This is a genomic window from Sorlinia euscelidii, assembly GCF_036452135.1.
Lineage (GTDB): Bacteria > Pseudomonadota > Alphaproteobacteria > Acetobacterales > Acetobacteraceae > Sorlinia > Sorlinia euscelidii.
Window position 1 is genome coordinate 291,799 of record NZ_JAWJZZ010000004.1, and the last position, 21,809, is coordinate 313,607.

16 protein-coding genes and 1 pseudogene are annotated in these 21,809 nt (G+C 58.0%); 13 read left to right on the forward strand and 4 right to left on the reverse strand.

Annotation, left to right across the window (positions count from 1 at the left end; all coding sequences use genetic code 11):
* Window positions 1-30 precede the first annotated feature (30 nt).
* From argS to serS, 7 genes and pseudogenes are all read left to right on the forward strand, one after another.
* Window positions 31-1,830 (forward strand): annotated as a pseudogene (gene argS / locus CGLAMM_RS09415) (arginine--tRNA ligase).
* Window positions 1,830-3,008 carry an SPOR domain-containing protein gene (locus CGLAMM_RS09420; RefSeq protein WP_394820248.1) on the forward strand — a complete coding sequence of 393 codons (1,179 nt, stop codon included), beginning with the start codon at window positions 1,830-1,832 and terminating at the stop codon, window positions 3,006-3,008. The pseudogene argS and the gene CGLAMM_RS09420 overlap by 1 nt, the downstream one beginning before the upstream one ends.
* Before the next feature lie 3 nt (window positions 3,009-3,011).
* A complete protein-coding gene (locus CGLAMM_RS09425; protein ID WP_394820249.1) occupies window positions 3,012-3,818 on the forward strand; it encodes a segregation and condensation protein A in 807 nt (268 codons plus the stop codon).
* Entirely contained in the window at window positions 3,815-4,387 is a 573-nt protein-coding gene (gene scpB / locus CGLAMM_RS09430; RefSeq protein WP_394820250.1) for an SMC-Scp complex subunit ScpB, read from the forward strand. Before CGLAMM_RS09425 ends, scpB begins: the two co-directional genes overlap by 4 nt.
* Window positions 4,362-4,985 (forward strand): Sec-independent protein translocase protein TatB, encoded by a 624-nt coding sequence (gene tatB / locus CGLAMM_RS09435; RefSeq protein ID WP_418115624.1) that lies wholly within the window; start codon window positions 4,362-4,364, stop codon window positions 4,983-4,985. Before scpB ends, tatB begins: the two co-directional genes overlap by 26 nt.
* Before the next feature lie 201 nt (window positions 4,986-5,186).
* Entirely contained in the window at window positions 5,187-5,981 is a 795-nt protein-coding gene (gene tatC / locus CGLAMM_RS09440) for a twin-arginine translocase subunit TatC (RefSeq protein ID WP_394820252.1), read from the forward strand.
* Window positions 5,982-5,995: 14 nt separating this feature from the next.
* On the forward strand, window positions 5,996-7,258 hold the full coding sequence (gene serS, locus CGLAMM_RS09445) for a serine--tRNA ligase (protein ID WP_394820253.1): 1,263 nt from the start codon (window positions 5,996-5,998) through the stop codon (window positions 7,256-7,258).
* Between the two features lie 251 nt (window positions 7,259-7,509).
* On the opposite strand, the gene CGLAMM_RS09450 is transcribed toward serS, so the two are convergent.
* Window positions 7,510-9,921 carry a helicase-related protein gene (locus CGLAMM_RS09450; protein ID WP_418115625.1) on the reverse strand — a complete coding sequence of 804 codons (2,412 nt, stop codon included), beginning with the start codon at window positions 9,919-9,921 and terminating at the stop codon, window positions 7,510-7,512.
* Window positions 9,922-10,143: 222 nt separating this feature from the next.
* Here CGLAMM_RS09450 and CGLAMM_RS09455 point away from each other — a divergent pair, with 222 nt between their 5' ends.
* The gene (locus CGLAMM_RS09455) at window positions 10,144-11,028 is read left to right on the forward strand and encodes a ferredoxin--NADP reductase (RefSeq protein ID WP_418115626.1); all 885 of its coding nucleotides are present in this window, start codon (window positions 10,144-10,146) and stop codon (window positions 11,026-11,028) included.
* A 41-nt stretch (window positions 11,029-11,069) separates the two neighbouring features.
* Window positions 11,070-12,464 carry a glutathione-disulfide reductase gene (gorA, locus tag CGLAMM_RS09460; RefSeq protein ID WP_394820255.1) on the forward strand — a complete coding sequence of 465 codons (1,395 nt, stop codon included), beginning with the start codon at window positions 11,070-11,072 and terminating at the stop codon, window positions 12,462-12,464.
* A gap of 106 nt (window positions 12,465-12,570) precedes the next feature.
* On the opposite strand, the gene CGLAMM_RS09465 is transcribed toward gorA, so the two are convergent.
* The 3 genes from CGLAMM_RS09465 to CGLAMM_RS09475 form a co-directional block, all read right to left on the reverse strand.
* Window positions 12,571-12,945, reverse strand: coding sequence for a hypothetical protein (locus CGLAMM_RS09465; RefSeq protein WP_418115627.1), 375 nt, complete (start codon window positions 12,943-12,945; stop codon window positions 12,571-12,573).
* Window positions 12,946-13,150: 205 nt separating this feature from the next.
* Window positions 13,151-14,455, reverse strand: coding sequence for a glycosyltransferase family protein (locus CGLAMM_RS09470; RefSeq protein ID WP_418115628.1), 1,305 nt, complete (start codon window positions 14,453-14,455; stop codon window positions 13,151-13,153).
* A gap of 496 nt (window positions 14,456-14,951) precedes the next feature.
* Window positions 14,952-16,958 carry an HAD-IA family hydrolase gene (locus CGLAMM_RS09475; protein WP_394820258.1) on the reverse strand — a complete coding sequence of 669 codons (2,007 nt, stop codon included), beginning with the start codon at window positions 16,956-16,958 and terminating at the stop codon, window positions 14,952-14,954.
* Window positions 16,959-17,276: 318 nt separating this feature from the next.
* Here CGLAMM_RS09475 and CGLAMM_RS09480 point away from each other — a divergent pair, with 318 nt between their 5' ends.
* The 4 genes from CGLAMM_RS09480 to gltX all read left to right on the forward strand — a co-directional run bounded on the left by CGLAMM_RS09480 (window position 17,277) and on the right by gltX (window position 21,763).
* Complete coding sequence (locus tag CGLAMM_RS09480) at window positions 17,277-18,671, forward strand: class II 3-deoxy-7-phosphoheptulonate synthase (RefSeq protein ID WP_394820259.1); 1,395 nt, start codon at window positions 17,277-17,279, stop codon at window positions 18,669-18,671.
* Between the two features lie 86 nt (window positions 18,672-18,757).
* The gene (locus tag CGLAMM_RS09485) at window positions 18,758-19,894 is read left to right on the forward strand and encodes a beta/alpha barrel domain-containing protein (RefSeq protein ID WP_394820309.1); all 1,137 of its coding nucleotides are present in this window, start codon (window positions 18,758-18,760) and stop codon (window positions 19,892-19,894) included.
* A 1-nt stretch (window position 19,895) separates the two neighbouring features.
* Window positions 19,896-20,282 (forward strand): hypothetical protein, encoded by a 387-nt coding sequence (locus CGLAMM_RS09490; protein ID WP_394820260.1) that lies wholly within the window; start codon window positions 19,896-19,898, stop codon window positions 20,280-20,282.
* Window positions 20,283-20,428: 146 nt separating this feature from the next.
* Window positions 20,429-21,763 carry a glutamate--tRNA ligase gene (gene gltX, locus CGLAMM_RS09495; RefSeq protein ID WP_394820261.1) on the forward strand — a complete coding sequence of 445 codons (1,335 nt, stop codon included), beginning with the start codon at window positions 20,429-20,431 and terminating at the stop codon, window positions 21,761-21,763.
* The last annotated feature ends 46 nt before the right edge of the window (window positions 21,764-21,809 follow it).

Consider the following 21,809-nt stretch of genomic DNA (forward strand, 5'->3'; position numbering starts at 1 on the left):
TCATTTTACAGGTAAGAGAAGTCAGGATTCATGGTCGATCACGTTTCGGGTGCGCAGAATTGTCTGTTCAAGCAGTATCAGCAGGTGGTGCGGCAGACTCTGCGCGATATCGTCCCCGATCTCCCGGATGAGATTTTGGACCGTGTGGAACTGACCCCGACGAAAGATCCACTTCATGGCGACATGGCGACGAACGGCGCCTTGCTGGCCGCAAAACCGGCCCGGCGCAAACCGCAGGAAATCGCGGCGTCTCTTGCGAAAAGGCTTCAGCAAAAGGAAGAGATTGCTTCCGCCGAGGCCGCGGGCCTGGTTTTGTCAACATCACCCTCTCCCCCGGAATTTATCAGAATCTGCTTCCCGGTATCCTGCGTCAGGGTGCGGCGTATGGGGAAAGCGCCATTGGCGGCGGGAAGCGCGTCAATGTGGAATATGTTTCAGCCAACCCGACAGGCCCGATGCATGTCGGGCACTGCCGCGGCGCGGTTGTTGGTGATGCGCTCGCCCGCCTGCTTCAGAAGGCCGGATATGCCGTCCTGAAAGAATATTACATCAATGATGCCGGGGCGCAGGTAACGGCATTGGCCTGGGTGGTCTACTGGCGTTACCTCCAGAAAATCGGGACATCCCTCACAGAGGATGCTTTCGCCGCCCTGACGCCGACCGGGCTGCAATATAGGGTGAGTATCTTCTGCCCGTTGCCGACATGCTGGTTGAGAAATATGGCGCGTCCCTCGCCACCTCTGAAAAAACCGCTGCACCGACGGAAAATTGGTTTGAAACGGTGCGCCGCGCCGCGCTGGACGCCATGATGACGCAGATCCGAGCTGACCTTCAAGCTTTAGGCATCTCGCATGATGTTTTTTCAAGCGAAGCGGATGTTTACGCCCGGGGAGAGGTGGATCGCGCCATCAAATCTCTTGAAGGGAAAGGCCTGATTTATGAAGGCGTCCTGGAGCCCCCAAAGGCAAAACCCCGGATGACTGGGAGCCGCGGCCGCAAACCCTCTTCCGATCCACGTCTTTCGGCGATGATGTCGATCGCGCTCTCAAGAAATCAAATGGGGAGAACACATATTTCGCCAATGATGTGGGCTATCACAGCCAGAAAGCCAGCCAGGCCGACCTCCTGATTGATGTGCTGGGCGCGGATCATGGCGGTTACGTCTCCCGCATGCGTGCGGCGGTGCAGGCCCTGACGGATGGTCGCACCGCGTTTGAAGTGGTGATCTGCCAGATCGTCCGCATCTTAAAAAACGGCGTGCCGGTGCGTATGTCCAAGCGCGCGGGCACTTTCGTCACATTGCGTGATTTGTTGGATGAGGTGGGCAAGGATGCTGTCCGCTTCACCATGCTGACGCGCAAGGCCGATGCGCAGATGGATTTCGACCTTGACCTCGTGATTGCGCAAACGCGTGATAATCCGGTTTTCTACGTGCAATACGCCCATGCACGCTGCTGCTCCGTCATCAGGGCGGCACGCGACATGTTCGGTGGAGATGTGGATGCCGCGCTGGCGGGTGATGCCCCTCAGCTTCATACCATCGCATCTGCCGCTGAACTCGCCGTGATTCGCCGTATGGCCAGTTTCCCGCGCATGGTTGAGGGCGCTGCCCTTGCGCGGGAGCCGCATCGCATCGCGTATTATTGCGGTGAACTTGCGGCAGACTTCCACGCTTTGTGGAATAAGGGGCGGGAAGACACCACGCTGCGCTTTCTGCGGGAAGATGAGAAAGAAGCCTCTCTCGCGAAACTGGCGCTCGTGGCCGCCGTCGCCAATGTGCTGCGTTGCGGCCTCGCTATCCTGGGTGTGACCCCCGCCGAGGAGATGTGATGCAGAATGACGATCGGCCGGGGCATGGCGCGCCGGAGGGATATGACGCAGCGGGACAGGACCCGCACCAGAAGCCTCAAGACGATTTTACCGACCAGGTCTGGCAGGAAAATCCGTCCCACGCTGATCGTCCTGCGCCGTCAGTGCCCCATGGGCGTGAGCGCCTCGGTGTCGTGTCGATTGATACAGAACCACCCCCGTCTCGCATCAGGCGGCGCGCCAAACAAGTGCGGGTGGAGAGCCCTTCGACAGCGCCAGTCGGCCGTGTCGCCAGGCTGATCGCCCGCCTGTCACGCGCGCCCGCCGCGCCGGAAGACGACTCTTCCCGCCGCCTCGACCCCCGCGCGGCAAGTCAGATGCGTGACACGGCGATGGGGCGTCAGAATGTCACGGCTTTCGCGCAATCCGATAAAATGACCCGTATGCTGGTCTACGGCGCTGGCGGGATCGGCGCCATCCTTGCCCTGATTGTCGGCGTGCGCTCCCTGCTTGATGGTCATCGCGGGGAAATCGCCATTATTGCCCCGCCGCCCGTCCCATTGCGGGAAAAACCGCTGGACCCTGGCGGGATGCACGTTCTGAGCGGGATCCCCGCGGATCTGGGCACGGCGGGCACGGGTCGGGCCCATCTGGCGCCGGGGCCGGAACAACCGAAACTGGCCGCTTTGGCCGCGCGCTATGCGGCGTCACAACCTGACCCCTCGGAGGCGACCGACACGCCGTCGGTCGATGAAACAGCACCCACCAATACGCCAACGGACAAGCCGCAGGACGCACCAGCGCAGGCCCCGGCAGTCATGGCGCCAGTCAAAACGCAGCCAACACCCGCGCCGCAGCCACGTCAGGCAGTGCAGGCCGCGCCGCCTGCGCCGACGGATGCCAGCGCCCATCTGCCCGTGCGCAAAGCGGTGCTTTCCGCATCACCGCCCGCCAGTTCATCTTATATCCAGCTCGGCGCTTTTAATCAGGCGGATAAAGCACAGCGTGAATGGACGCGCATTGCACGCCGGATGGAGGGGCAGCTTTCCCGGAAACCCGTCTTTATCGTGCCGAAACTGATCCGTGGGCAAATGCTCTATCGCATCTGGGTGGGCGGCTATCCCTCTTTGGCGCACGCGATGGCGGCATGCAGCGTCGTGAAAGGGCGCAAATTGCCCTGTTACGCCGTCCGACGGTGAAGAATGCGTGCGCCGACGCCAATACCTGCCGAGAACCTGCCGGAAGCAACGTTAAAAGAGGCGGAGAAGCCCTGGCTCGCTCTGGACGGTTTTGAAGGGCCGCTTGACCTCCTCTTCGACCTAGCACGAGCGCAGAAATTCGATCTCACCCAACTCTCGATCCTGGCACTGGTCGAGCAATATCTCGCTTTCATGGAACATGCCCGTCAGGTCCGCATTGAACTGGAAGCGGATTGGCTGGTGATGGCGGCATGGCTGACCTGGCTGAAATCCAAGCTGCTTCTGCCGCAGGATGACGCACTGCAGGACGTGCAGGAAGCGACCGGGCAATTGCAGGACCGGCTGGAGGCTTTGCAGCAGGTGCGTTCTGCCGCGGCGTGGCTGTCGGGGCGGCCTATTCTCGATGAAGTCGTGTTTGCACGGGGCGAGGAGGAACGCTTGACCGTTATAGACCGCTCCGGCCTGACGACCGATCTGCCGGTTCTGATCGGCGCTTATCTCAGCCTGCATCGGCGACGTCACCGAAAAAAAATCTACACGCCCAGACTTGCCCAGTTCTGGACGATCGGAGATGCGCTTTCGGCGTTGCAGCGCCTGTTAAATACGACACAGCGCGGCTGTTGGCGTGACCTTGAGGAGATTTTCCGCGCGCAGGCGTTGGAGACGCCTTTCGCTTTCAAAGCCGCTTTTGCCGGGGCGCTGACGGCCTGCCTTGAATTGGCGAAGACAGGCGCTTTAGAATTGGAACAATCAGAGCCCTTCGCGCCAATCAGGTTTGGCCCGGCTGTCTCGGGGGAGATTTCGTCATGAACGCGCTGCATCTGTTGGAAGGGCTGATTTTTGCAAGCCGGGAGCCGGTGACGGAGGCCGCCATGCGCGATGTTCTGGCGCGGTCAGGATTTGAACCCAGTCTCGTGCCGCAATTGCTTGAGCAATTGATGCAGGATTATCGATCCCGGGCCGTCACATTGCAGAAAATCGGCCCATCCTGGCATTTCCGGACGCGACCGGAATATGCGGCGGCGCTGACCCGCGTCATTGAAAAGCCACGGCGTTTAACGCGCGCCGCAATGGAAACTCTGGCCATCATCGCCTATCACCAACCTTGCACGCGCGGGGATATTGAGACAATCCGCGGCGTTTCCCTGAGTCAGGCCGTGTTCGATGTGCTGATTGAAGAGCGCCTCATCGCCCCGTCCGGTCGGAAGGACGTGCCGGGCCGCCCCGTTCTCTGGGCGACCACATCGCGATTCCTCGCCAAATTCGGGCTTGAAAATCTTTCCGCCCTCCCACGGCGGGAGGAGTTGATACTGGACCCTGACTTGCTGGATGTGCCAGAAGATGACGCGGAAGATGTCGCGCCGGTCGCGACTTCCTGAGGCAGGTCACATTATGTTCGATTTCAGTTGGTCCGAGGTCGCGGTTGTCGTCATCATCGCCCTGATTTTTATCGGGCCAAAAGATCTGCCCGTCGCGATCCGCTCCGTCAGCCGCGCCGTCAAGGCAATCCGCCGCATGGCCAGCGAATTTCAAACGCATGTGGATGACTTCGTGAAGGAGGCGGATCTTGAGGAGGCCACGTCGTCCTTAAGGGACCTGCATCCAACGCATATCCGCGATCGCCTCCTCAAAAACATCGACCCGGACCGCACTTTGCGCGACGGGATCGACGTGACGCCGCCCCCGCCGTCACTTTCCTCCCCATCGCATCGCCCTACGGAACGCGATCATCAGGAAATTCCACCCGAGGTGACGCGGACAGCACCTTTGTCAAACGTATCAGCGGACAAGAAGCACGCTTTTCCCATCGGCGCGATACCGGCCAGCCTGCCGCCCGCCACCGCGCAGCGCATCGCCCGGGAAAGCCGGGATAAAATGGCACCGCGTTACCTGCCGCCTGTCCGTGTCATGCATGGTGGTCGGCGCGTCAGTCTGGACTCAGGCAGAAAGCTTGCGAAAAGTCGGCTGGATGTTTGAATTCCTCTTGCGCCCACGCAATAAATAGGCCCCGGATCCGTCGCGATCACAATCTGTCATCAGCGATCCCGCCCGCATTTTTGATCTCATGATCTCGTCGCGCCAGCGCGCCGTGTGTAGTATGTCACGTAACGGGGCCGCCGTGCTGACAAGCCTAAGTGGCAGAACATCAGTCAAAGGCCACAAAAAGGGCAGAGGTGGATGACGGATCAGGATCACACGACGATGCATGACAGGGCCATGCCGCTTCTGGACCATCTCATTGAGTTGCGTCGTCGGCTGCTCTGGTCTTTGGGGACGTTCGTCATCGCATTCTTCTTCTGTTATCATTATGCCGAGACGATTTATTTCTTCCTCGCGCGCCCGCTTGAAACAGTGATGGCGCAGAAGGGGGAGGCGCTGCACCTGATTTACACGGCTTTGCCAGAGGCGTTTTTTACCTATGTGCGGGTCGCTGTGTTTGGCGGCTTGTTTCTCTCATTCCCCATGATCGCGGTGCAGGCATGGATATTTATCGCGCCCGGTCTGTATCGTAATGAAAAACGAGCTTTCCTACCTTTCCTTCTCGCGACGCCTTTTCTGTTTATTCTCGGCGCCGCACTGGCTTATTTCATTATCTTCCCCGTTGCGTGGAAGTTCTTCCTGTCATTCCAGACGAATCCGGCCGGATATGGCGGTATGCATGTGGAGTTACAGGCTAAAGTCTCGGAATATCTTTCCCTAGTCATGAAACTGGTGCTGGCTTTCGGCGTCGCTTTTGAACTGCCCGTCGTGCTGACCCTGCTCGCGCGTGTGGGGATTATTTCCTACAAAGACCTCAAGCGTTTCCGACGATATGCCATTGTTGCGGCCTTCGTTATCGCCGCCATCCTGGCGCCGCCGGATGTGATTACGCAGATTGGTCTCGCCGTGCCGCTCATCTTGCTTTATGAGGTCTCGATCATCACCGCGCGATGGGTTGCACCGCAACGCGCGCCCCATCTTTCTGAAGACTGATAAGAGGTTCGATTATGCATGATCTGCGTGCCCTGCGGAGCGAGCCGGACGCATTTGATGCAGCCCTCAAACGGCGCGGCCTCCCACCCCAATCTGCGGAAATTTTGGCAGAGGATAAAGCGCGCCGTGACGCGCTGACCGCCCTTCAAACGCACCAGAGCCGCCGGAAAAATCTGGCGCGTGAGATCGGGCAGGCGAAACGCCAGGGGCAGGACAGTACTGCTTTAGAGGCGGAAGCCACGCAATTGCGGGATGAGATGGCGGCGTTGGAAGCGCGCGCGGAGGATGCCGATCGCCGCGTCAACGCATTGCTGGAAAATCTGCCCAACATCCTTGATGGGTCGGTCCCCGAAGGTCGTGATGAAACTGACAATGTCGTCGTAAAACAGGTCGGCGACGTGCGCGAATTTGCGTTCACGCCCCTCCAGCATTTCGAGTTGGGGGAAAAACTTGCCGCCATGGATTTCCCCACCGCCGCGAAGCTTGCCGGGGCGCGATTCACGGTCTTGCGCGGTGCATTGGCGCGGCTTGAGCGTGCGCTGGGTCAGTTCATGCTGGATATGCATGTGACACATGGCGGTTATCAGGAAATGTCCGTCCCTCTTCTGGTGAATGATGCCGCCATGTATGGCACGGATAAATTGCCGAAATTTGCCGAAGATTCCTTCCGCACGGAGGATGGACGCTGGTTGATCCCGACAGCGGAGGTGCCTCTGACGGCCAGCGTGGCAGGCGAAATTCTTGATCGCGATTTATTGCCTTTGCGGATGGTCGCCTTGTCACCCTGTTTCCGGTCTGAAGCTGGTTCCGCAGGGCGTGATGTACGCGGCATGTTACGCCAACATCAATTTACGAAGGTTGAGCTTGTCTCCGTCACTTTGCCGGAGGAGAGCGCGGCAGAGCATGAGCGCATGACCCGTTGCGCTGAGACCGTTCTGGAGCGGCTTGGCATACCTTACCGCCGTGTGCTGCTCTGTGCCGGAGATACAGGCTTCGGGGCGGCCAAAACCTATGATCTGGAAGGTTGGCTGCCGGGGCAGAATGCGTGGCGTGAGATATCCTCCTGCTCAAATACGCGCGACTTTCAGGCACGCCGGATGAATGCGCGGTTTCGTGCGGAGAAAGGTCCAGAATATGTGCACACCCTCAACGGGTCAGGACTCGCTGTCGGGCGGACCCTGATTGCCGTGCTCGAAAATTACCAGAATGAAGATGGCTCCATTGAGATACCGGAGGTTTTGCATCCTTATATGGGCGGGCTGACGCGCCTGGCGTGAGACGCGCTCTGGCCCGTTGAGAGGATATCCTCAATGTGCGGGAATGCCCACTCAGCTTGATGGGAGACCGACCATCCCCACGCGCACCGGGTTTGAGCCGTGCAGACACCGTCATGGCGCGACCTTCTCATCTTCTCGGCGGGCACTGTCACATGATGAGTCGCTTGGCGCCCCAGATCCCTGACAATGTGCTACCGCTGATAAAAGAGCAGCACAAAACAGGATTTTGAAGTCGCGCCGTCGCGCCAGGGTCAGGAACGGCGTCGCGTCCGATGGAGACTGGGGCGGGAAGATGGTTTGCCTGCCCGGCGATGACGCGCGCCAGGCCCATCATGATGGCGCACGGACTCGCGCCGATGGCTCTGTTGCCGCAATACCGACTCGATCCAGTCATTCAACGCTTCCGTATGCTCCGCCGCGCGATCCGTCTCACGGTAAAATTCGGGGAAGCGGATTGAAAGCCACCGCCAGGCCACGAGGCGCTTGTGCCTTTTTTCAGCGCGTTCCAGCTCCTCGCGTCCGGCTTTGGCGGGCGGCGTCAACCGTCCTGTTCCGGGGGGCGGGACGGCGTGACCTGCGGCATGTTCAGCTGCCCAGGAGACGAGCCGCGTGATTCCATTATCCCGCTCATCGATCGGGCACATGGCATATGTCCAACGTTGGGATAGTTCGAGACCCTCGACGCCTTCAAGCGCCGCCGCGATTTCCATCGGTTGTTCCATATCGGCGAGACGGTAATTCGGGTCATCCGCGCGCAAGACGGCGCGTTTGATGCGCGTCAACACACCATAGAGACTCTCTGAACCCACCTCATCCGCAACGGCACGCACGATATCCATGTCGGGCTGCACGAGTGGGCGCAGCTCCACCATGGGTTCCGGCGGGGCTTTTAACATGCGGTCAATCATATGGACGTTACCCGCACCGGCCAGCACGCCGACAATCCCATCCTCATGATGTCCGTAACGCCCCGCGCGCCCGCCAATCTGTTTGACTTCCTGCGGAAGGAGGTCTCGGGACTGTCGTCCATCATATTTTTTCAACGCGCTGAAAATCACACGCTTGATGGAGAGATTGAGGCCCATGCCAATCGCATCGGTGGCGACGAGAATATCCGCGTCACCACGGTTGAAGCGCGCTGCCTCCGCACGCCGCACTTCCGGGCTGAGCGCGCCGTAGACGACGGCCACACGCCGTCCCCGCGCCATCAATTCAGCCCGCAGGTCAAGCACGTCGCGACGGGAAAAGGCGATCACCGCGTCGCTGCGCCCTAATTGGTCAAGCCGTGTCGGGCCGTTCGCGGCGCGGAGGGGGCTTTTACGCTCGAGTGAGACTTCATCCAGCGGGTCATTACATAAACTGGCGATCCGCCGGATCAGCGGGATGCAATCAGGTGCGCCGAGAATATAGACGGTGCGCGCCGGCACGCCCATGATGGCTGCCGTCCACGCCGCGCCCCGGTCCGGGTCCGTCAACATCTGGGCCTCGTCAATAATGGCGACGTCGACCGGCGTGTAGAAAGGACACATCTCCACAGTTGCCGCAATGTGTTGCGCGTTCGGGACGAGGATGCGTTCCTCCCCCGTCATCAGCGAGGCGGCCACGCCGCGTTTCCCGAGCGCTTCCTTGAATTCATGCGCGAGCAAGCGCAGCGGGGCAAGGGCGAGGCCGCTTTCAGCCGCGGCAAGGGCATCGAGCGCCGCGTGGGATTTGCCGGAATTTGTCGGGCCGGTAATCAGCACCAGGCGGCGCTTCAAGGCGCGTGCCGTCTTGAAATGCCCGGCGTACCGGTCCAACGCCGCCACACGCGCAATGACGGCATTGCCGATTTTGGCGCCAACCGCGGGGGCGTCGGGGCGTCGGGTTGCGTCATCCTGACGTGACCGCCACCGCCCCAGTTGGTGGCGCAATTTGCGCAACATATCGGGGTCAAATTCGAAACGTTCGACCCCGTCAGACTGAGTTGTGCGCCGCGCAATGGGAAGGCGGTTTTCGGCAACCCAGCGCAAAGCTTCCTGCCGCGAGCAATGCAGAAGGGCAGGGACCTGATCAAACCCGACGAGGCTGGCCTCCCAGCGGCGTAACTTCTCAATCTCACGCTCTTGTCTCTGCGCGGCCTTCCGCCGGATTTCCGCCTCCCGCGCGGCTTGAGCCTGCTCCTGCGCGATCAGTTCCGACTCAAAAGCGAAGTCCCGCACGCCGAAGATCTCAGCGATGCGGCGGGCGAGGTGATCTACCTGCTGACCGGAGAGGAACTGCCCGCTATCTGACAGATCCGCTTTGACCGCCGCGAAGACATCGCCCGGCACATGAGAAATTTCCCGGAACCGGTCAGCGATCACGATGTCGAGATAATGACGAAGCAATTCATCTCCCGCCTCCGGGTGATCAATGCGTCCCGCAGCCTCGATCATATCCTCCTTGGAAATCCAGGGTTCATGCGCCTGGCGGGCGAGATACATCATGCGGGACGCCCAGCTCTTCCGGCGGATCGTGCATAATATGTCCCGCCAGGCTGCATCGGTGATCTTATCTTCACCCGGCGATAGGGCGCGGGCGACCAGGCGCAAGGCGCGTGGCGTTTCCTTGGCGGAGGGTTCAAGACCGGTCGAATGCGTGGCGGAAGCAAGTGCACGTTGTGCCGGAGAGCTGGTTATATCCATATCTTCTGTTGTGAGGATTTACGCAGGGATACGCAATTGAAAAAGGATCAGAGGTTGTGATGACCTGCAATAAGCTGCAGAATCATGCATATAGTATAGGTCCCGCCGCGTGACGGGCGAAGTCGAGGGTTCCCCTCTCTTAAGAGATGTTTTAGTGATAGTGCAGTATATGCCGCACCAGGCGTTTCTTGATATGCGCACTTAACGGAGAAATTTGCCGCGATGTTCGTCCCTGAGTCTCTTCCGATGCCGACAATTTCCGAACCTCTTAGCGGTTTATTACCGGTTGAAGGGCATCCCGGTCACTATCGCCTTGCACCACCTTCGAAGGAATACAGCCATCTTCACGCATGTGAAGTCCTGTCGGTGCATCATTGGACGGATCGGCTATTCACCTTCACCTGCACGCGTGACCCTGGCTTGCGGTTTGAGAACGGTCAGTTCACCATGATCGGGATTGAAGTGGACGGCAAGCCGCTCCTGCGTGCTTACTCAATTGCTTCGGCAAATTATGAGGAGCATCTTGAGTTCCTCTCCATCGCAGTTGAGGACGGCCCTCTTACTTCGCGCCTGCGCCATGTGAAAGTGGGCGATACGGTCCTCGTCGGGCGTAAGCCGGTGGGGACGTTATTGCTGGATAATCTCAAACCGGGACGCAACCTTTATTTCCTCTCGACCGGGACGGGCCTGGCCCCCTTCATGAGCCTGATTGAAGACCCGGAATGCTATGAGCGCTACGAGCATGTTGTGCTGAGCCACACTGTGCGTGTCTCTGCAGAACTGGCTTATATGAATCTCATCCGCCATGACCTGCCGCAGCATGAATTTCTAGGTGATTACGTGGCCCGGCAGCTTAAATATTACCCGGCCGTGACGCGTGAGGATTTTGAAGTACGTGATCGGATCACGACGCTGATCCAGTCTGGCAAGATCTTCAAGGATCTCGATCTCCCGCCGCTTGATCCGGAACATGACCGGGTGATGATCTGCGGTTCACCGGAGATGCTGGCGGATACGGAGAAACTTCTGATCTCGATGGGTTTTGAGGAAGGCAATATGAGCCATCAGGGCTCATACGTTGTTGAGAAGGCGTTCGCGGAACGCTGACCCTGCGTCAGGTGGGTACGGGAGCGATGGAGGTGTCCGCCATGGCAGCAGAATATGATCTCCTCGTCATTGGTGCGGGTTCGGGCGGGGTGCGTTGTGCCCGCATCGCAGCTCAGCATGGGGCGAAGGTGGCGATTGTGGAAGCACGCCATTGGGGCGGCACGTGCGTTAATATTGGCTGTGTGCCGAAAAAGCTGATGGTCTATGCGGCGGATTACGCCGCGACAGGCCCGGAAGCGCAGTCTTTCGGGTGGGAAGGCGCAGCGTGGCAGCATGATTGGGCGCGGCTGATCTCTGCAAAAAATGACGAAATTGCCCGCCTGAATCAGATTTACACTGCAATGCTTGAAAAGGCGGGTGTCACTTTATTCAAAGGCACAGCCGCTTTCCTGTCGCGTCATGAGGTGGAGATCTCGCCTTCCGCGCTGGATCCGTCCGCAGGTAAGCAGCGCATACGGGCGCGCAAAATCGTCATCGCCGTGGGCGGGGCACCCTCACGACCGGACATTAACGGGGCCGAACTGGGCATTGTTTCCGATGATGCTTTTTACCTGGCGGAACGTCCCAGAAAAATCCTGATCATTGGGGGCGGTTATATCGGCGTCGAATTTGCCGGGATTTTTTCACGTTTGGGCAGTGATGTCACAATGGTGTTTCGCGGTGAGCGTCCGCTGCGTGGGTTTGATGATGACCTGCGCACGCATCTCACAGAGGCAATGACCCGGCACGGAATCACGTTGCGGCCCGGCACGTCACCAAAGCGGATCAAGCGCCTACCGGACGGGACGCTGGCGACGGAGTTCGATCAGGGCGATGAGATGACAAGTGATTGCGTGTTTTTCGCGACGGGTAGGCATCCGGCGATCGACGGTCTTAATCTCGATGCGATTGGCGTGACATGTCGGGAGGGGCGTGTCGTGACGGATGCGTCATTCGCTACCTCAGTCCCGGATATTTACGCCATCGGTGACGTGACGGATCAGATCAATCTGACGCCCGTCGCCATCGCGCAGGGCCATATTCTCGCGGATCGGATCTTCGGCGGTCATGACCGTTACTGGGCTTTCGAAACCACACCAAAGGCCGTGTTCTATAGCCAGCCCCTCGCCAGTGTCGGTTTGACGGAAGAGGAAGCGGCACAGGACGCGGCGGTGGATATTTATTTGACGCGCTTCCGACCCATGCGGCAAAGCCTTCTTAAGGGGGATGATCAGGTCCTGATCAAGCTTGTCGTCGATTCAGGCGATGAAAGGGTGGTCGGCGCGCATATGATGGGTGACGCGGCACCGGAGATCATTCAAGCTGTGGCGATTGCGGTAACAGCCCGCCTGAAGAAAGCGGATTTTGACCACACGATCGGCATCCACCCGACATCGGCGGAGGAAATCGTGACAATGAGGACGGTGACGCGCCGTACGCCTCAGCGAGGCGTCTGATTTCAGCCGCTGCTTTACTTAACGTCGTGCCAACTTAAGCGACGCGTTTGGCGCTCTAATTCATAAGCAAGGCAGGCGCGAGTCCGGGGCTGAGCGCCCTGCGGGTTCAGTTGCCGCGCGGCGCGACCCACCCGTTACCGGTGGAATCGCCAACCTGGCCGCGCGCGGTCGGGCTGCTATTCGCGTAAGCCGTCCCGAAATTTGAGAGATTGGCGCCGGTGGTCGGGTCACGCTGGATGTTGGCATCGTGATCCGGATCCGGGCCATGCTCAATTTCTGTTGATGGGGCGATCTGATAGCCTGGCGGGGGCTTCTGCGCATGGGCGCGGAACGTATCGCCATGACCTTGGTAATGATAACCGGAACGCGACGTGCCACTGCGGCCTGTCCCCCCATCGGAACCCTGCGCTTCCGCCATCGCGTCCGATGCCATCAGGAAACCGCAGGCCGCAAGGGTCACGGCGGAAAGGCGCAACATCATCTCGAATCCCCATTTATGAGAATGAATATTTCAGGGCACTTCCGCGCAGCGTAACCTGCATCTCAGCAAGTGAACCGTTTCCCAGAATAGGTTACGGATCCCATCGTCGTCCAGCGTTTTTTAAGTCGTCCTTGACCGTCCTCTGCACCTTTCAACTTACAAAAACGGCGTGTTGGCTTGACGCCATCAGATGCGTTCAAGCGGGTCATGATCTTCTGCGCCGCCAGGTGTGGAATCTGAACAATGAGAGAAACCTCGACACGCATCGCCTGATAAAGGTGGGACTAGTTAATTGTTCGTGAAGCGACCTGATAAGGGAGTGACTCTCCTTTATCCGATGATCCCGGTCATGAATCTGAAGTTGAAGGTCACGAATCAGATCATCGCGTTCACGGATCCACGCGTCCCGTTCACGGATCCATTCATCCCGATCCCGTATCCATTTATCGCGATCCGCGATGAACCGCATCTTTCTGGGCAGGACATAACGGAGCAGAAAGTGATTATTGAAAGCTTGGGAACAGACGACGCTCATGCAGCGATCCAGACGGGCGAATGACTTCATGGCGTCACGATTTTTAGGGACTTTCCGCCGATAATATTTGAGATCGCGAAGGAGGAGGTCAACCCAGAAGCGCATCAGAAACGGCTTCTGTTTCCTGTAAAATTGCGGAATGACTGGCTTGAAGTGGGTGACTTCTTCAAAAATCTCCATGGCAGTTTTTTTGACCGGTTGATCCCGACCGGAAAAGTTAAGCGCGGCCGCCATCTGATAATTTTCATCGGTCAGCCAGCCTGGACCCCCGAAATGATCATAACAATAAACGGGACGATGGGCCAAAATCGCCATTTGCACAGTTTTTCCGATCGTCATGACGGCGTCGCAGTCATGAAGGATCTCCGGTCGCATCATGGTGACGTTGCCACCTTCTCCCAGATGATCAACCGTGTAACCGGCGGAAATCAGCAGCTCACGTGCTGCGAGCACCTCATCTGGGCAATGATTGGAGACGATGAGGATTTTTCGTATCGCGTTGATCGGGGTGTGCGAGATGTAAGCATCCTGCGTCGGGTTGGGCACCACAATCGCCTTCCGGTAAGCGGCGCCGAATGCTGCCAAAGCTTTACGGGTTTCAACACTATTGGCGATAATATGCGTGGCGATTTCACTCTCAAGGCGGGAGAGGGGCGCCTCGATCTCGATATACGGGGAGAGATGGGCAAATAATATGTAAGGGAGGCCAACCTCGCAAAGTTGTTCCATCGCCTGCGCATCGAGCAGAAGCGACAAGGCGTTTTGCTGCGTATAGATCAGATCGTAAGCGGTAAGATCAATATCGTCACCGCTTTTCGGGATAAGGCCGGCCGTGCGTAGGCTGGCGTCAAGCGGCGCCGCGATGTGATGGGCGTAAACATGGACGTCAAATTTACGGCGGCGTAATTCCTGACCGAACTCAATGATAACCAGTTCAGAGCCGGAAAACGTGTCCAGGCGGCCAGTGCAGAGCAAGGCTTTCATTTTTTCACAAAGCCTTCTTTTTATTGGTTTTTACTGGAGGGTGCGCTGATATTTTTCACGGCCCGAAGGATTTTGCCCGACAAGAAAGAACGATTTTGACGTTTATGTGAGGTGCTTTGTAACACAGGCCGGAATGTCGGAAAGTTAAATCACAGTAAGATTTATAATTCGTGAAGAGACCCTATTTCAAGAGAATGATAAATCTTCTTTTAAGAAAATCGAAGAATGTCAGACAGCGCCGATCCGGGCGTCTGCCTCATTGCATGGCGCACTCTCGTGGCGTGGGCAATGTCGAGTCACCATGTCAAAGTAGGTTTGATGCGCGCGCAGCCCGCCGCGACCTTATAAGATCGTTTTTGAGGAGGTCTGATGGAGTGACAGGGTCACAGGTGGCGCTTCGGCTGGCGTCCCATCCAAGCCTCAACGCGACGCCACCTGATGGGGGCGTTGGATTTCAGCTTGATCAGAAAATAGACGTAATCTGAATCTATCGCTTCAGACGTCGACGCAGGACGCGCTTGGCACGCATCCAAGTTAGACGCAGGCCCTCCTGACGGAAGGAAATCAAACCCAACCGGATATAACTGCGCCAGCTTGTCGCCTGCTGCACCTCGGCATAATGGCCATTCTGCGTAGACCAGAATGTCCCGATGGTTGCAAAACCGGAGGCACCCAGCTCACGACTATGGGGCAATAAAGCGAGTTCCTCATATTCATAATTTGTGGGCGTGGTGATGAGGCTGCTGAAAAGGTCGTAAAGCGTGTCGCGCATTTCATTCAATGTGATATGAGAGACGCTTGGTTTGAAATGCTCCGCGAAAAGACGGATCTCATCCTGCATCTGTGCGACGAAATTGCCGATAAGAATTTCATATTGCCGTTGATGCTGCGTGGAGACCGGCCTCACGCCATCCTCGCATTCCTCAAAATGGCTGATCTGCGCGTGTGTGGAGGCAAAAGCCAGCTCAAGCAGTTCAACGCCGCGCTCGGCAAGGCGCACCCAGTTTCTATCCTGCCCGTGATGGAAGAGGAAAGAGCGGATATCCTCATGCATGTAAGCATGCTCAAGCGTGCCCACATAATAGCCGCGGAATTTTTTGCCGAGAATGAGTTCTGTCCGGCGTTGTGATGTCAGTGCCCAGCCACAATCCGCCATGGCGTCATGCGCCGGGTCAAACCCTTCATCCTTTAAATAATGTTGATAGGCGTTCATTTCCCGCGCGGCGATGCGACGCCAGATCGGGCGGCACTCCTTCATCGCGATCAGCGCCGCAGAGGTTTTTGCGGGTGTATCAAGGACGCGGTCTAACGGTGTGTAAATTGAAAGCGCATTGAGCAGCTCGGCCTCACCCGCCCCGATGCCCAGCCGCTGGACGCATTCACGCAACGTGCAGGCGGTGCTTGTGCTGAGGACAGAGCCGATTTCTTTCTCAAACGCTGTGTGGAAAGCGGGCACCATCGTGAGGCGGCGGGAACTCTGCATAATGCTGGCACGACCTGGCAGGCCGAGAATATCCCAGATCTCCTTCGTGATATAGCCGTCCCGCGTGGCAAGACGTAAATGCGCGACCTGGTCAATCTGCATCACCGCGTTGAGCCAGGCCGCGAAACCTGTAACGAGTGGGCCGCCATACATCGCCCCGAAAACGCGTGCGATGGGCGCCTCAGGATGGCGGGCGCGGAATTGGGCTATAAAAGCCAGGGCGAGCGATGCAAAAAGATTAGGTGACGTGTCGGCACCATGTTTCTGCACCTGAAAAAGCTTATGCAGGGCAAGCTGATTAAATCGCCCATCCCGGAAAAGCTGATCCAACACGGAAGGAATGTGGTAGCCGACGACACCTGCCTTCAAAGCGGCTTCGCAATCCGCCTTGTAATTATCGCCAATATGCGTGATGCGCGCGGTGTCAACGCCGCATGACCGGGCGACAACTTCATAAAGCGTGCTTTCATGCTTGGATGTCTGATGTTCGCACGAGACGAAAATTTCATCGACAGTCAGGCCGTTTCTGGCCAGCACGGACGAAATCATCGATGCGGGCAGATACATGTCAGAAACCGCGATCACCTTTTTACCAAGGGATCTGGCGAGGTCATAAATCGGGCCGATCGCGGGGGATCGCTTGAGGATCTCTCCCTCTGTCGTGAGCTCCAGCGCTTTCAGGGCCTGAAAGCTCGTCTGGCCGAGGCCGGGCAGTTTGATCTGCTGATAAATCTCATCAATCGTGACTTCAGCCGACCCGCTGCGGGCGTGATTTTTCTCCCGCGCCAGGCGCTCAGCCAGGATCCTTGCATCGTGAAATCCCTTGACGCCGGATTGCCGCTCCATCAGCGTGAAGACATCAACCGGCCGCGCGAAGGGGCGCACCAGAAGCGTATCGAACACGTCGAAAGAAACAACCTCCGCCTGCTCAATGAGCGGCCTGACAGCTTCGACGTGAGCGGGCAATTTGCCCGGTTGATGGCTGATGACGTTTACCTCAGGTTTGGCCATCGGGTACATACTCACGTCTTGCATTCGGGAAGCTATCCAATATCCTGAGGCGATGAATTTTCCAAGGTGATTTGACGTCGTAAAACGCCGTGAAGGGTACTGAAACTGGAGAATTTTTGCGGGCAACACAAGGCTGAAAACCTTAATTATTTCTTAAATATTAACCGACGCGTTGGCGCGGAGACGTTTGCGAGGCCGACATAAAGAGGCATTACCTCGATATTGCTTCATCTTTCCCCGATTTTTCAGTTGTTTCCGCGGCGCCCCATGCCTATCTATCGAGCCGACGCATTTCATTTTTAGGAAAGATCGAAATCGATGGACCCGGATCGCTTCGCTACCGCGCCTGAACGCTGGACGCCGGCAAGCTGGCGTTCTCTCCCCGCGCGTCAAATGCCGCGATACCCGAATGACGCGGCGCTCGAGGCCGTTGAGGCCCGGCTTCGCAAATATCCGCCCCTCGTCTTTGCGGGGGAGGCGGAGCGACTGCGCCTCCAGCTTGCCAAGGCGGCACAGGGTGAGGCTTTTATCCTGCAAGGCGGAAATTGCGCGGAGAGCTTCGCGGAGTTTCAGGCTGACAACATCCGGGACACTTTTCGGGTGCTTCTGCAAATGGCGGTTGTGCTGACTTTCGCCGCCCGCGTGCCCGTCGTCAAAATCGGCCGGATGGCGGGGCAATATGCCAAGCCACGTTCCTCCGATGAGGAAACGCGAGAGGGCGTTACACTGCCCTGTTATCGCGGCGATATTATTAACGGGCCGGATTTTACGGAAGCCGCGCGCATTCCTGACCCGGCACGGATGGAAACAGGTTATTTCCATTCCGTGGGGGTGATGAATCTTCTTCGTGCCTTTGCCAATGGCGGTTACGCCAATCTCAACAAGGTTCATAAGTGGAATCTGGGTTTCGTGCAGCGTTCGCCGTCGGGCAAACGTTATGCCGACCTCGCCAATCGCATTGACGAGGCGCTCGGGTTCATCTCAGCCTGCGGCTTCAATGCCGCCGCGCCGCAATTCAATGAGACTGAATTTTACACCTCCCACGAAGCGCTTCTTTTACCTTATGAGCAGGCTTTGACGCGGGTCGATAGTCTGACGGGTAAATGGTATGATTGCTCTGCGCATTTTCTCTGGATCGGGGACAGGACGCGGCAGCCTGAGGGGGCACATGTTGAATTCCTCCGTGGCGTCAGCAACCCGATTGGCATCAAGGTCGGGCCAACATCCACGGTAGAGGATCTGGAAAAGCTTTTGCAGATCCTGAACCCCAAGGATGAGGCGGGTCGTATCACCCTCATCTCTCGTATGGGCCGCAGCAAAGTGCGGACGCATCTGCCGCCCCTCCTTGCCGCTGTGCAGAAGACGGGTCGCACTGTCACATGGATTTGCGACCCGATGCATGGCAACACGACCACAACGGCGAACAAGGTCAAAACCCGGTCCTTTGAAGCGATCCTTGATGAAGTTATCGGGTTTTTCTCAGTCTTTCAGGAGGCGGGGCTTCGGCCCGGCGGCGTGCATCTAGAAATGACCGGACAGGATGTCACGGAATGTGTCGGAGGGGCGCAATGTCTCACAGAGGCGGATCTCGCCGGGCGCTATGAAACATTCTGCGATCCACGACTGAATGCGGAACAATCTCTTGAAATGGCCTTCCTCCTCGCGCATGAATTGACAGGCTGCTTCTCACCGGCGCTGGAACAAGCGGGTTGAGCGTGTCCGATCTGTTCGGTCACGCTTCCATCTGGCGTGGCGTCATGGAGCGTGATGCTGCGCCGTCTCAAGGCAGCAAGCGGGCGATGCTTTCAGCGGCGGATGTGCCCGGCTGGACAGACGTTTATTTCAACCGCACGGAAAATATCGTCGTCGCCCAGGGCGACATGCAGGTGACATACGCGTTTTTCATCCGTCGCCCCGTCCTCGCGGCCCTTGGGCCGATGCTGGAATGTCTTGAAAAAGTGACGATTGAAAAAGGCGTCAAAGTGGATGTGGCGCTGCCCTTCAAAGAGGGGGCGTGGGTCGGGGCTGGAGAACCGATTGCGTTCCTCACCGGCCCTTTCTCACAATTAGCGTCCCTGGAAACGATTCTCCTGCAAAAATTGGGAAGTTGCTGCGTCGCGGCGCATAATGCCTATCAAATGGCCATGTCGATGCCCCGGACACCCTTCCTCGCCATGGATGCGCGCCATTGTACAGGGCCGGAAATGCAGATCATGATGTCTTATGCCGCCGCGGTTGGCAGTCGCGCGGCCCATCAGGAAGGTGCTGTCGGTTTCGTCAATTCCGCCAATGATGTGACGGCGTTCCTCTTCGGGCAGGCACAGGGGGCGGGCACGATGCCGCACGCCTTGGTTGGCTATGCGGGCAGCACGATCCGGGCGGCGGAGATTTATCACGACCGTTACCCGCAGGAAAAAATGACCGTCCTCGTCGATTATTTCGCGCAGGAGGTCACGGATACCATCGCCCTTTGCCAGAGATTTCCGCGCCTGGCGGAAAAGGGAGATCTCAGCATCAGGCTGGACACACATGGCGGGCGTTTTCTTGAAGGGCTCGATACGCAGAAATCCTACGCCATCCTGGAAAAACACGTCCCTGGCGTCACGCGGCGTTACCGCTCAGAGGCGGAGCTTCGCTATCTGATCGGGTCCGGCGTTTCCGCCGCGGCTTTGTGGCGGATGCGCGAGGTGCTGGATGCGCATGGGGGTGCCCATGTCAAAATTGTCGCCTCATCCGGTTTCAGCGTGGAGAAATGTCTCGCCATGCATGATGCACGGGCCCCGGCAGACATCGTCGGTACAGGGTCCTATCTGCCGCATAAATGGGACGAAACCTATGCGACGGCCGATATCGTCGCTTACGACGGCGTGTTACGTGTCAAATCAGGGCGTGAGCATCTGATGGCGCGCTGGCAGGATTTCAGGAAGAGCAAGTGATATGACCAAGCCCGACGCGCATGAAGCGCAAAGCTGGACGGTGCGCATTCTGGACCATTCCGGCGCATCGGAAGATGATATTGTCGAGAACATCCCTAAATTCCTGGACCTGGCGCATGCCAATGCCTTCGCGCGGGCTTACGTCCGAGACAGCATCGAACGCGGGCGTGTCCGCGGGGCGTCACCGCGGGATGTCATTGAAAACTGGTATAGTTTTGGTGAGGATGCGATCGTTGTCGATGCGGGTGATGACGGTTGGCGCTCCGCCAATGAACTCGATGATTTCGCGGCTAATCCCGCCACGCCGATGGAACGCGACTGGCGTGCCCTGGACCCGCGCCGACTTGTCGAGGATGACGAGGAATTTTTCCCGGAGGGGGAGGGGTAGGTCATCCCTCATGCCGCAATTGCCTGACAAGGCCTCGTGCGACGCGATGACATGACCTCATCGCCACCAACATAAGTTTAACAGGGAATATCCCTGCCAGCTTTTACGACTGGAAATTTATTTCACGGCGCGGCATAGAGAGCGTCATGAAACTTCGTTTTGCTCCCAGCCCCACAGGTTATCTTCATGTTGGCAATGCGCGTCTTGCCATTGCCAACGCGCTTTATGCGCGGCATCACGCGGCGCAATTCCTCCTGCGCATTGATGACACGGATACAGGTCGGTCCAAAGCGGAATATGAAAACGCGATCCGGACGGATCTCACCTGGCTCGGCATTGCCTGGGATGAAACAGCCCGGCAGACGGCCCGGCTTGACCGTTATCAGGCCGCCATTGAGGCACTGAAGGCGAGCGGACGCCTCTATCCCTGCTTCGAGACGGAGCAGGAACTGGCCGCCAAGCGTGAGGCGCGCATCCGCGCCCGGAAGCCCCCGATTTATGACCGCGCCATGCTGTCCCTGACGGCGGAACAGCGCGCCAAGGCAGAAGCAAACGGAAAAGTGCCTCATTGGCGCTTCCGCCTGTCAGACGGACATCGCGCCTGGCAGGATCTCGTCATGGGGGACTGCCAGGTCAAACTCACCGCGATTTCCGACCCCGTGCTGGTGCGGGCGGATGGCACCATCCTCTACACACTCGCTTCCGTCGTTGATGACCTTGAACTCGGCGTGACCCACATCATTCGTGGTGAAGATCACATCACCAATACGGGGGTGCAGCTCGATATCATCGATGCTTTGGCGGGGCCGAAAGCGCGCTTTACCTTTGCCCATCTGCCCCTTCTGCTGGATGAAGGCGGGGGCAAATTATCCAAGAGGTTCGATTCCCTCTCCCTCAAATCCCTGCGTCAGGATGGGGTGGAGCCGGATGCAATTATTTCCTACCTTTCCCGCATCGGCAGTGCCCTGAACCCCGCGCCCATGCGTTTTGATGAAGCGGTCAAAACCTACGATATCAGCGCAATCTCCCGAGCGGCGGCGCGTTTCGATATGCGTCAGCTGCTAGGCCTTAATCGACGCCTGCTTCAGGTTCGCGCTTATGAGGGGGTGAAGTCCCGCCTGCCTTCCGACCTGCCGGCGGCTTTCTGGGACGTCATCCGGCATAATATCGATCTTCTGCCGGAAGCGGCGCATTGGTGGTCCATCGTCACGGATGACATCACCCCACCCGCTTTAAAGGCGGAGGCGGATTTCCTTGCCCAGGCCATTTCGACATTACCGACCGGGGACTGGGATGAGTCGACCTGGCAGGTTTGGGTGTCAGCCCTGAAAGCGGCGTCAGGCCGAAGCGGGAAATCGCTTTTCATGCCGCTTCGTCTTGCTTTGACGGGAGAGGAAAACGGGCCGGAATTGAAGGCGATCCTGCCCTTTATCGGTCGGAAAAAAACCGTTCAACGGCTTGAGGAGGCCGCGGCGAACTGAGGCCTGAGGTGAGAGCGGCCTGTGATTCCGTCAGTAAGGTGCCCCT